The following is a 10,540-nucleotide window of genomic DNA, read 5'->3' as shown; positions in this document are numbered from 1 at the left end:
TGAGACCACTGGACAAGCCGGTCCCGCTCATCATCGGTCAACACGAACTCGGGGGCACGGCCTTCTTGATCCGCCACACGGAAAGCATAGCAATATATGTCGAAGATTTCAGACGCAGGATACTAGCCGCCCTCGTAGACGATCTCGACCCGGCGGTTCTGGGCGCGGCCGCCGGGCAGGTCGCCGCCTTCGCTGTCGGTCTCCTCGGCCACGGGCTCCTCCGACCCGCGGCCACTGGCCTCGATGTCGGGGGCGCCGCCGCCGAGGGCCTCCTCCAGCGCACCGCGCACCGCCTCGGCGCGCCGCTCCGAGAGCGCGGTGTTGTAGTCGTCGTCCCCGAGGCCGTCGGAGTGCCCGATCACCTGCACGGTTCCCGTGACGCCGTCGAGCCGTCCGGCGATGTCGGCCAGGTTCTCGGTGGCATCGGCGCCGAGGGCCGCCTCGTCGAACTGGAACAGGACGTCGGCGGAGACGGTCACCGTGGTGGTGGACCCCTCGACCTCCTCGCGCTCCAGCGGCTCCATGGACCCCTCGACGTCGAGGGTCGCGTTCGCCCCCTCGACATCGAGGTCCACGATGGATTCGGCGCGCTGACTGGTGGTGACCTCGCCCTGCGGCTGCTCGTCCTGCCCCGCCGCGAGCGTCGCGGGCGCCAGAGCGAGGAGCCCGGCCAGCGCGAGCGCCCGGCTTCCCGTGCGGGTCACCGCAGCACCGGCACGTCGGTGACGGGCGGGAGCTCGCTGATGTAGAGGTCCATGGCCTCGACGTCCTCGGGCGGCGCCGCGAAAGTGTAGCTGAGCTCTCGGGGCTCGCCGACCGTGAGGCTGGTGTCCACGACGTCGGGCGCCTGCGCCGTGTTGTCGGAGTCGAGGACCACGTTGTGCCGGGTGAGATTGGCGTTGTCGACCAGGTGCGGGACCGCGCCGAAGGTGCCCCAGAGGTCGTACAGGCTCTCGGTCCGGTTGTCGCCGAATTCGCCGGGCGTGACGGTGATGGTGAGCAGCATCAGCCTGCCGCGCACCTGGAGGGCGTGGACCTCGGCCTCGGCCTCCCCCTCGCGCTTCTGGTAGGGCCAGGTGATCTCCGCGACCACCTCGGTGGCGCCCGAGGAGGTCTCGGGGGAGGCGCTCTCGCCCTCGCTGCCCCCGTTGCCGCCGCCCCCGCCGTCGGAGCATCCGGCCAGCAGGAACACCAGGGCGAGCGCGGGCGCCGCAGCCTTCAGGGGGGATCGCACGTACATGGCTCCTCGGCAAGGTCATCGGGTGGGTCCGTACGGGAACCACACCTTACGGCCCTGCGACGGCACCCGCATCCGGATACCGGCCGGCCGCAACGCGCGCCCGCCCGGCCGTCCCGGGGTCAGGGGCAGAGGGCGTCGAGCGAGGTGGCGTCGCTGCCGACCTGGCGCCCCGGCGTGGTGGGCGAGGGGTCCGTCAGACCGGTGTACTCCTGCCATTCGGTGGAGTCGGCGACGTCGTCGCCCGCGGCGAGCCCGGGCAGCGGCTCCTCGCCCGGGCTGGGCGAGGGCTCCACCGCGAGGCCGTCCTTGGGTGCGGTCTCCTGCCCGTCCTCCTGCTCCTGGACGGCTTCGGCGATCAGCGCCTTGATCTCCTCCCAGTCCGGGTAGGCGGTGTCCACCTGGGGCGGGGAGAGCTGGAGCGTGCGCATCTCACCCTCGTCGCTGACCAGGTCGGCCAGTTCGATGAAAGCCGGCAGCTTCGTCTGCGGGATGTCGGTGCGCAGCGTGCGCTTGGTGGCGCCGGCCAAGTCCTCGAAGCCGGTCAGGACCGCGGCGGGGTCGGCCTGTTCGGCCACGTACTTGATCAGGCACCCCTGGCGGCCCATGCGGGCGTAGTCGTCGCTGTTGACCCGGCTGCGCCCGTACCAGAGGGCCTCGTTGCCGTTGAGGTGCTGGTCGCCCGCCTCCAGGACGCCGCCCTCCTGGCCATAGGGGATGGGGTCCTCGATGTGCACGTCGATCCCGCCGATGGCGTCGATGAGGCCCTCGAAGCCCTCCATGTCCACCAGGGCGTAGTAGTCCAGCTCGATATCGGTGATGCCGCCGATGACCGCCTTGAGGGTGTCGGCCGCGGGGTCGGTCGCCTCCGGGTCGACGGCGAGCCGGTCGGGGTCGTCGGCGACGGTCTGGTAGACCTCGTTGAGCAGGTCGGTGAAGCCGGTGGGGGCGGGATACTGCTCGGCGAGGGCGGTGTCCTCGGGAAACGGCGCGTTCTCCAGGTTGCGGGGCAGGCCGATGAGCACGACGTCGCCGTGCTCCACGTCGATGCTGGCGACCATCATGGAATCGGTGCGCATGCCGTAGCGGTTGCTCCCGGAGTCGCCGCCCAGCAGCAGCACGTTCACCCGGTCGCGGCCGGCCCAGGGGTTGGCCGCGTCGTGCGGTTCGCCGCCGAGGGCGGAGTCGAACACCGACGACAGGGTGTCGTAGGCGGTGTAGGAGGTCCGGATCACCGCCGCCGCCGGTACCGCCATGGCCAGGCACATCACCAGCACGACCGTGCCCGCCGAGAAGCGGGCGAGACGGCCGGCGCCGGGCGGGCGGGTGATGGTCCAGGAGTGGACGACCACCGCCATCCACAGCACCGTCAGGGCGAACGCGACCGCCGCGGCGGTGAGCAGCCAGCGGCCCTGCACCATGTAGAAGGCGCTGCGCAGCATGTCGGAGCCCAGGACGACCGCCCCCGCGACCCCCGCGGCGAGCAGGAGCACGAACGCGCCCAGGATGACCCCTCCGGCGGCCCAGCGGCGCATGCGCAGGTGCGCGATCCCGGGGACCACCGCCGAACCGATCGTCCACAGCAGGGCGCGTCCCGTGTTCCCGGGATACGTCGCCCCGCGTGGTTCCCGCCGGTCAGCCATGGGGATCCCTTCTAGCCACCAGACCCACGGCGGCGCCCGATTTGAGGTAGTTGATTGCTGGAAGCGTGCTAGGCACTGCTTGTCGTAATCTCTACCGCATTGGGCGCCGTTCATGCCGACGAACAGTGTCTCGCTTTGTCGGAGTTGTTCGAACCCGGGGTGACATCCGGGACATGTTCGATCTGTGTCCTCTTTGTTGCTCAGAGTCATCAGGTGTCCGGTTCTCCGTGCAACGAGAGCCAAAGTCGGCCTTGTTTATTTCGTGATCAGTAGTTAACCGACGCCGCAACTGCCATGATCTGGCCGCAGGAGGGGGCGGTGCCCGGGGGGAAAGGGCGCCGTCATGGGAACGAAAGGCAGTACATCGTGCTCGATGCGGTCGACGCTGCGCTCATGAGAGCGCTTCAGGGGGACGGAAGAGCGACATACCAGGCGCTCGCCGACGGAGTGGGCCTGTCGCGGACGGCGGTGCGCGCCAGGGTCCGCAGGCTCGTGCGCAGCGGCGCCATCAGGATCGTGGGGGTCCTGCACGCCGGCGTCATGGGAATGGAGGTGTTCGGTCACGTCTCGCTGCGGGTCACCGGGCCGGTGCGCCCGGTCCTGGACCGGCTGGGCGCCCGCGACGCCGTCACGTTCGCGGCGCAGACGGCCGGGCGCTTTCCCGTCGTCGCCCACCTGCGGGTGCGCGACGACGACGCCCTGGCCGCGGAGCTGGCCGCGCTGCGCAGCCTGCCCGGGGTGAACGGCGCCGAGGTGATCCGGGCCGGGGCCATCGTCAAGGACGCCTACACCAGCGTGCGCCCGCTGCGCGACATTCCGATCGACCCGCTGGACTGGCGGCTGGTGCGCCACCTCCAGCGGGAGGGGCGCGCCTCGTACGCGGAGCTCGCCCGCCAGGTCGGGCTGTCGCAGGCGGCGGCCCGGTCGCGGGTCGTGCGGCTCATCGACGCCGGCGTGGTGCACGTCACCGCGCTCATCGAACCCTCGGTGGTGGGGGCCAACGAGCAGATCGGGTTCGGCATCCGGTGCCGGGGGGACGCGGTCGCGCTGGCCGCGCGCCTGGGTACGCTGTCGGGGGTCTCGTTCCTGGCCACGGGGTTCGGGCGCTACGACATCATCGGCAGCGCCACCGCTCCCGACCGGCCCTCGCTCGTCGACACGCTGGAGGCGCTGAGGGCCGGGCCCGATGTCACCTACGTCGAGACATGGGAGCATCTGACGGTGACCAAGGAGCGCCACCGCGGCGACGGCGGCCCGGTCGCGCCCGACTCCGCCCCCTCACGGGGCGGGGGAGCGGTCGCGGCCGGCCGGTAGCCGCACCCGGACCGGCGCCGGATCCGGGGTATCCGCCGCGTCCCTCCCCCGGGGGCGCGGCGGCCGGCGGGGCGGCACGGGGCAGCGGAGGCGAGTGGGTGATGGCGGCGGGCGGGGTGCTGCGGCTGCGCGGGCACGGATTCGGGCGCGGGCGCCACGGGGTCATGGCGGTCATCAACCGGACCCCCGACTCCTTCTACGACCAGGGGGCCACCTACGCCTTCGGCGCCGCCCTGGAGGCCGCCGACGCCGCCGTGCTGGGCGGAGCCGACATCATCGACGTCGGCGGGGTCAAGGCGGGCTACGGCGCGCACGTGCCGGCCGCCGAGGAGATCCGGCGCACCGTCCCGTTCGTCGCCGAGCTGCGCGCGCGCCACCCCGGCGTGGTGGTCTCGGTGGACACCTGGCGCGCCGAGGTGGCCCGCGAGTGCGCCGAGGCGGGCGCCGACCTCATCAACGACACATGGGCGGGCGCCGACCCCGACCTCGCCCGGGTGGCGGCCGAATTCGACACCGGCCTGGTGTGCTCGCACAGTGGGGGTCTTGCCCCCCGCACCGATCCCCACCGGGTGGCCTACGGCGACGTGGTGGCCGACGTGCTGGCGACCGTGACCGAGCTGGCCGAGCGCGCCGTGGCGCTGGGGGTGCGCCCCGACCGGGTGCTCATCGACCCGACCCACGACTTCGGCAAGAACACCTACCACTCCCTGGAGCTGACCCGCCGGATCGGCGAGCTGGCGGCCACCGGGTGGCCGGTGCTGGTGGCGGTCTCCAACAAGGACTTCATCGGCGAGACCCTGGACGCGCCCGTGGGCGAGCGCCTGTCCGGCACCCTGGCGGTCCTGGCCGTGTCGGCGTGGGAGGGCGCGGCGGTGTTCCGGGTGCACGACGCCGGGGGAGCGCGGGCCGCGCTGGACGCCGTGGCGGCGGCGGGGCAGGAGGCCGAATCCGGCGGGGATCTGTAACCGCCGGTAGCATTTCCGTGTTTTCCCGCGGTATGTCTTGCGTCACCCTCAAGTTACCCGTGAGTATGAGAGGTGTCGGGTCGCATGGAGACCCCCGTGGCTCCCCACCCCGCCGCCGTCGGCCGATCCCCCTCCGAGCGGCGCCGCAGTGGACGCGGCGGCCCGCGAGGCGCGCTGGTAATTGGAGGCTGACGTGGCGCTTGCGGAGACCTTGACGGCGATGGGGACAGCGGTGCTGATCAGGAGCGGCGGCCTTCCCCTGGGATCGCACCTGTTCCCGGTCTGGCCCGGCGCGTCCTTCGCCGCCACCGCCCTGCCGGTGCGCTGCGTGCCCGGCGACAACCTCGCCATCCACGTCGCCGTCGCCCAGGCACCCGACGGCGGCGCCCTGGTCGTCGACGTCGCGGGCGAGGCCGAATACGGCTACATCGACGAGATCCTCGCGGTCGCCGCCCGGATGCGCGACATCGCCGGCATCGTCGTCGACGGGTGCGTGCGCGACACCGGCGCCATCGCCCGCACCGGTCTGCCCGTCTTCAGCGCCGGGGTCTCCGTCCGCGAACCCGGCCACGACGCCGGGGGAGCGGTCGGCCGCGAGGTCCACCTGGCCGGCGACCGCGGGCCCACCCCGGTGCGGCGCGGCGACTGGCTGGTCGCCGACGACGACGGCGTGGTGTGCCTGCCGCGCGGCCGGGTGACCGGGATCGTCGCCGACGCCGTGGAGTCGGTCTCCCGGGACCGGCGGCTGCTCGACGCCCTCATCTCCGGAAAGAGCACCCTCGACCTGCTCGACCTCGACCCCACGCGGGTCACGGGCTGGCAGGGCGCGGGGGTCGGCGCCGACCGCTCCGCCGAGCGCGCCGGATAGCCGGCGCGGTGGTGTCCCCGCTCGGCCGGCGGGGTGCTCGACGCCGCCCTTCAGGCGGTGGAACCGCCGTAGAGGCGCGCCACCACGTCCTCGATCCCGGGCTCGCGCAGGGTGAGGTCCTGGATCTCGTGGGAGCGGGCCACCTCGGCGATCACGGCGGCCGGGTTGGCGCTCAGCTCCAGCCACTGGCGCGGCCCTTCGACCCGGGCGCACCGGGCTCCGGCGACGTCGATCGGCGGCATCGGGGCCGCCAGGTCGACCACGAGGGTGCGGGGCGAGGGAGCCGTGGCGCGCAGCGCCTCCAGGCCGCCGTCGAAGGCCAGCCGCCCGTGGTCGATCACCATCACCCGGCGGCACAGCCGCTCCAGATCGCCCAGGTCGTGGGTCGTGAGCAGGATCGTGGTGCCCCTTTCGGCGTTGAGCCGGAGCAGGAACTCCCGGATCGCCGATTTGCTGACCACGTCCAGCCCGATGGTGGGCTCGTCGAGCACGAGCAGCCGCGGATCGTGCAGCAGCGCCGCCGCCAGGTCGCCGCGCATCCGCTGGCCCAGGCTCAGCTGGCGCACCGGTGTGCGCAGGAACGGCCCCAGGTCCAGCAGCTCGGTCAGTTCGGCGAGCCGCCGGGCGTGGTCGGCGGCCGGGACCCGGTACAGGTGCCGGGTCAGGGCCAGGCTGTCGCGCAGCGGCAGGTCCCACCAGAGCGTGGTGCGCTGCCCGAACACCACGCCGATCCGGCGGGCCAGCCGGGTGCGCTGCCGCGACGGCTCCAGCCCGGTCACCCGGATCCGGCCGCGCGAGGGCGTGAGGATGCCGGTCAGCATCTTCATGGTCGTGGACTTGCCGGCCCCGTTGGGGCCGAGGTAGCCGATCATCTCGCCCTCCCGCGCGGTGAAGGCGACGTCGCGGACCGCGCTGACGGTGCGCCGGGTCCGGCGCAGCAGCGGGCCCTCGGAGAGGACGAAGTCCTTGCCGAGGCCGTCGGCCTCGATGGCGGTGGTCATGGTCAGCTCCCGGTGGATCGGTAATGGCGCAGGCCGCTCCGCCACACGGCCGCGGCGGCGGCCCACATCAGGGCGGCCACCGCGGGCGGGGCGTAGCGCAGCCACCCGGGCAGCCCGAAGGGGTCGGGCAGGCCCAGGAGGAAGAGGGCGGGCTGCCAGCTCACGAAGGCCAGCGGGACGGTGAACGTCACCGCGGTGGCCACGGCGCGCCCGTAGACGGCGAGCGGGTACTCGGTCAGCGCCTGCCCGCCGTAGGTGACCGAGTTCGCGACCTCGCGCGCGTCGATGACGAAGAACTGCACGCACGCGCCGATCACCCAGATCGAGGAGCAGATCACCGTGCCCGACGCGATCAGCAGCGGCAGCATCAGCACCCGCTGCGCCGTCCAGTCGATGTCGAGGACGGCCAGGGCCCAGCACAGCGCCGCCGCGCTGGGCACCACCTTGCCCAGGCGGCGGGGGGAGAACTCGTCGGTGGCGAGCTGGATGAGGGGGGAGACCGGCCGGATGAGCATCGCGTCGAACGAGCCCTTGCGGATGTGCTCGCCCAGCTGCTCCACCGATCCCAGCAGGAAGTCGGCGAGCGAGAACGCCAGCGCCGCGAGGCCGTAGACGAGCACCGCCTCGCTCACGCCGAACCCCGCCATCCGCCCGGCGTGGCCGAACGCGAACGTCACCGCCGCCAGCTCCGCGGCCATCGCCGCGGCCTGGGCGGCCGTGAGCAGGGCCAGCGACACCGGGTACTGCGCCACCGCGCGGCACCAGGTCCAGGCCAGCCGTACATAGGAGCGCAGCCCTTCGGCCGCGCTCCGGCCGGACACCGCCGATTCAGCCACCCTGGACCACCACCCGGCGCGTGGCGCGCTCGGTCAGCAGCACCGACAGTGCCAGCAGGCCGAGGGCCCAGGCGGCCTGGAAGGCCAGCCCGCCCAGGGGGCCGCCCCCGGGCAGGGTGGTCGTGCCGAGCAGGATCTCCACCGGAACCTGGACCATCGCCGACCACGGCAGCGCCCTCAGCAGGGTCGCCAGCGGCTCGGGGTAGAGCACCAGGGGCAGCAGCATCCCCGAACCGAACCCGCCGAGCACGGTCGCCACCGCGGTGAGGCCGCGGCTGTCCATGAGCCAGAACCCGGCCAGCGCGAAGAGGTAGCGCAGCCCGAATCCGGTGAGCACGGCCAGCACCAGCGACACGGCGCCGGCGGCCCAGCGCAGGGGGTCGCCCGGAAGGGCGAGGGGGAAGACCAGCAGGCCCAGCGCCAGGGTCGGCACCCCGCGGAACACCGTGTTGAACGCGGCCCGGCCGAGGTCGTGGGCCAGCCACCACGGGGTCAGGTGAGCGGGCCGCAGCAGATCCACGGCGATCTCGCCGGTGCGGATCCGCGAGGCCAGGTCCAGCGGCGGGCCCATCATCGCGACCGGTCCGATGAGCGCCTGGGTGATGTAGACGTGGGTGACGGCGTCGACCGCGTCATAGCCGTTGATCTCCGGCTTCGCGGAGAAGACCGCGAGCAGGACCGTGGCGTTGATGAGGCCGAAGACGCTGTTGGTGAAGATGCCGGCCGCCGTGGCGGCGCGGTAACCGGAATAGCGGCGCAGCCCGCAGGCGAACACCGCGAGATAGACCCGCACCGTGCCGTGTGCTCCTCGCATGAAAAGGGGACCAGAAGGCACGGCCCTGCGGGACAGGTCCGGGACGCCGAGGTGAGGACGCTACCACAGTCGCGAACGCCGTCGGATCCGCGCGGAGGAGGGGATTCGGGGCCCTCGCCGGGCGCGTGCGGCGCCCGTGGGGCGGCGCCGCTCCGCGGGCCCGGTCCTCTCCGGCGCCCGCCGCGAGGCGTCTCCCGGCCCGCCCCGCCGCGCGCCTGTCCGGCGTGTCCGGTGCTCGGCGCCCGGTTCGGGGGCGTCCGCACACCGCCGCCGGGGCGGCCGGCCCCGTCCCGTTGCGGGCGCCTGCCCGGTGCCCGCGAGCACCGGTCGCCGGCCCGTGCGGGGCCGCGCGTCCTCCGCCGTATTCCGGCCGTGGCCGCATTCGGCTACCGTGCGGCGCGGTGCCGCCACTGCGGGCAGACTTTCCCCCGGACCCGAGAAGAAGGCCCGACCCAGGGACGGGGATGAGATGGGCGAGAGTTCGGAGCGCTCGGCGACGACGGAGGGGCTGTCGGCGCGGGGGCGCGCCACGCGGGCGCGATTACTGACCGAGGCGCGCGCGGTGATCCTGTCCGGCGGCGGGAGCCTGGAGGTCGCCGAGGTCGCGCGCCGCGCCGAGGTGTCGGCCGGCCTGCTCTACCGCTACTTCGGCAACAAGAACGGCCTGGTCACCGCGGTCGTCGACGAGTTCTACGACTCCTACGACGCCGAGGTCTTCACCACCCGGCTGAGCGGGCCCGGGAGCTGGGCCCGGCGCGAGCGCGACCGCATGCGCCGGGAGATCGATTTCCTCTGCGACGACCCCCTGGGCCGCGTGATCGTCGGCCGCCGCCTGCGCGAGCCCGCCGCGGCGCAGACGGACGCCGAACGCCTGGCACGCCAGATCGACATCGCGGCCAGGAGTATCGCCAAAGGGCAGCGCGACGGCGAGCTCGACGCCGCCGTGCGCCCCGGCTTCGCGGCGGCGGCGATCCTCGGCGCGTTCCGCGAGCTCATGGCCGAGGCGCTGAGCGGCGACGGCGACCCGCCGCGCGCCGAGCTGCTCGACGTCATGTGGCGGGCCGGCAGCAGCCTGCTGCTTCAGTCTCCGGCCAGGGAGAGCAGCTCGTCGAGGTAGCAGGCGGCTTCGCGCAGCGCGCCGTCGGGATCGGATGCGCGGATGGCGTCGGTCAGCCGGCTGTGGTCGAGCAGGTCGCCCGAGGGCTGCTGGCCGTAGGCCGTGTGCGCGATGCTCTCGTAGACCGCTTGCGCGATGTCGTCGTAGAGGTCGACGAGGAGCGGGTTGTGGGTCGCGTTGACGATGGCGCGGTGGAGGGCGAAGTCGGCCTCCACGAAGGCCGACATGTCGCGCTGCTCCCACGCCGCGCCGCGCAGCGCCGTGGCGTGGTCGATGCGCGCGATGTCGTCCTGCGTGTGCCTGAGGGCGGCCAGGCGGGCGGCCTCCATCTCCAGCGCGCGCCGGACCTCCAGGTTCTCGCGGAGCCGGGAGCGCTCCAGCCGGCGGCGCAGGGCACCGCCGAGCTCGCTGGAGGCCCGCACGAATGTGCCCGCTCCCTGCCGGATCTCCAGCAGCCCGGCGTGGGCGAGCGCCCGCACGGCCTCGCGCACGGTGTTGCGTCCGACCTCCAGCTGGTCGGAGAGTTCCGACTCGGTGGGGATGCGGTCGCCGACACCCCACTCGCCGGAGTCGATCTGGGCGCGTAACTGACTGATGACCTGGTCGACCAGGCCGGTGCGACGCGTCGAGGCGAGGGGCACGCGGTTACCTCCTACGGTGTCGGCCGCGGGGCGGGCCGGGCGGTGATGCGTTCGGTTAAAGCCGGAGCTTAGACCAGTCACGGCTGCGGAATGGCCTACGCCGC

At 73.3% G+C, this 10,540-nt stretch carries 11 protein-coding genes; 4 read left to right on the top strand and 7 right to left on the bottom strand.

What is annotated here, in order from left to right; translation table 11 throughout:
* Positions 1 to 122: 122 nt before the first annotated feature.
* The 3 genes from ACFO4E_RS16620 to ACFO4E_RS16610 form a co-directional block, all read right to left on the bottom strand.
* Complete coding sequence (locus ACFO4E_RS16620) at positions 123 to 704, bottom strand: OmpA family protein (RefSeq protein ID WP_378575866.1); 582 nt, start codon at positions 702 to 704, stop codon at positions 123 to 125.
* Positions 701 to 1,234, bottom strand: a complete 534-nt coding sequence (locus ACFO4E_RS16615) for a hypothetical protein (RefSeq protein ID WP_378575864.1) — start codon at positions 1,232 to 1,234, stop codon at positions 701 to 703. The genes ACFO4E_RS16620 and ACFO4E_RS16615 overlap by 4 nt, the downstream gene beginning before the upstream one ends.
* A 125-nt stretch (positions 1,235 to 1,359) precedes the next feature.
* Positions 1,360 to 2,880 (bottom strand): LCP family glycopolymer transferase, encoded by a 1,521-nt coding sequence (locus ACFO4E_RS16610; RefSeq protein ID WP_378575862.1) that lies wholly within the window; start codon positions 2,878 to 2,880, stop codon positions 1,360 to 1,362.
* Between the two features lie 366 nt (positions 2,881 to 3,246).
* On the opposite strand from ACFO4E_RS16610, the gene ACFO4E_RS16605 reads away from it, so the two are divergent.
* The 3 genes from ACFO4E_RS16605 to ACFO4E_RS16595 all read left to right on the top strand — a co-directional run bounded on the left by ACFO4E_RS16605 (position 3,247) and on the right by ACFO4E_RS16595 (position 6,027).
* Complete coding sequence (locus ACFO4E_RS16605; protein WP_378575860.1) at positions 3,247 to 4,194, top strand: Lrp/AsnC family transcriptional regulator; 948 nt, start codon at positions 3,247 to 3,249, stop codon at positions 4,192 to 4,194.
* 101 nt (positions 4,195 to 4,295) lie between these two features.
* On the top strand, positions 4,296 to 5,159 hold the full coding sequence (gene folP / locus ACFO4E_RS16600; RefSeq protein ID WP_378575858.1) for a dihydropteroate synthase: 864 nt from the start codon (positions 4,296 to 4,298) through the stop codon (positions 5,157 to 5,159).
* Positions 5,160 to 5,379: 220 nt separating this feature from the next.
* The gene (locus ACFO4E_RS16595) at positions 5,380 to 6,027 is read left to right on the top strand and encodes an RraA family protein (protein ID WP_378575856.1); all 648 of its coding nucleotides are present in this window, start codon (positions 5,380 to 5,382) and stop codon (positions 6,025 to 6,027) included.
* 50 nt (positions 6,028 to 6,077) lie between these two features.
* On the opposite strand, the gene ACFO4E_RS16590 is transcribed toward ACFO4E_RS16595, so the two are convergent.
* From ACFO4E_RS16590 to ACFO4E_RS16580, 3 genes are read right to left on the bottom strand one after another with little or no spacing between them, the layout of a single operon-like run.
* Entirely contained in the window at positions 6,078 to 7,028 is a 951-nt protein-coding gene (locus ACFO4E_RS16590; RefSeq protein WP_378575854.1) for an ABC transporter ATP-binding protein, read from the bottom strand.
* 2 nt (positions 7,029 to 7,030) lie between these two features.
* Complete coding sequence (locus ACFO4E_RS16585) at positions 7,031 to 7,864, bottom strand: ABC transporter permease (protein ID WP_378575852.1); 834 nt, start codon at positions 7,862 to 7,864, stop codon at positions 7,031 to 7,033.
* Positions 7,857 to 8,657: an ABC transporter permease gene (locus ACFO4E_RS16580; protein WP_378575850.1), complete on the bottom strand. Its 801-nt coding sequence runs from the start codon at positions 8,655 to 8,657 to the stop codon at positions 7,857 to 7,859. The genes ACFO4E_RS16585 and ACFO4E_RS16580 overlap by 8 nt, the downstream gene beginning before the upstream one ends.
* 490 nt (positions 8,658 to 9,147) lie before the next feature.
* Here ACFO4E_RS16580 and ACFO4E_RS16575 point away from each other — a divergent pair, with 490 nt between their 5' ends.
* Positions 9,148 to 9,795 carry a TetR/AcrR family transcriptional regulator gene (locus ACFO4E_RS16575; protein ID WP_378575848.1) on the top strand — a complete coding sequence of 216 codons (648 nt, stop codon included), beginning with the start codon at positions 9,148 to 9,150 and terminating at the stop codon, positions 9,793 to 9,795.
* On the opposite strand, the gene ACFO4E_RS16570 is transcribed toward ACFO4E_RS16575, so the two are convergent.
* Positions 9,759 to 10,436 (bottom strand): FadR/GntR family transcriptional regulator, encoded by a 678-nt coding sequence (locus tag ACFO4E_RS16570; RefSeq protein ID WP_378575846.1) that lies wholly within the window; start codon positions 10,434 to 10,436, stop codon positions 9,759 to 9,761. The two genes, ACFO4E_RS16575 and ACFO4E_RS16570, sit on opposite strands and share 37 nt — an antisense overlap.
* Positions 10,437 to 10,540: the final 104 nt, after the last annotated feature.

The sequence above is a fragment of the Nocardiopsis mangrovi genome (assembly GCF_042653925.1).
Taxonomy (GTDB): domain Bacteria; phylum Actinomycetota; class Actinomycetes; order Streptosporangiales; family Streptosporangiaceae; genus Nocardiopsis_B; species Nocardiopsis_B mangrovi.
This window is presented reverse-complemented; position numbering and strand designations above follow the sequence as displayed.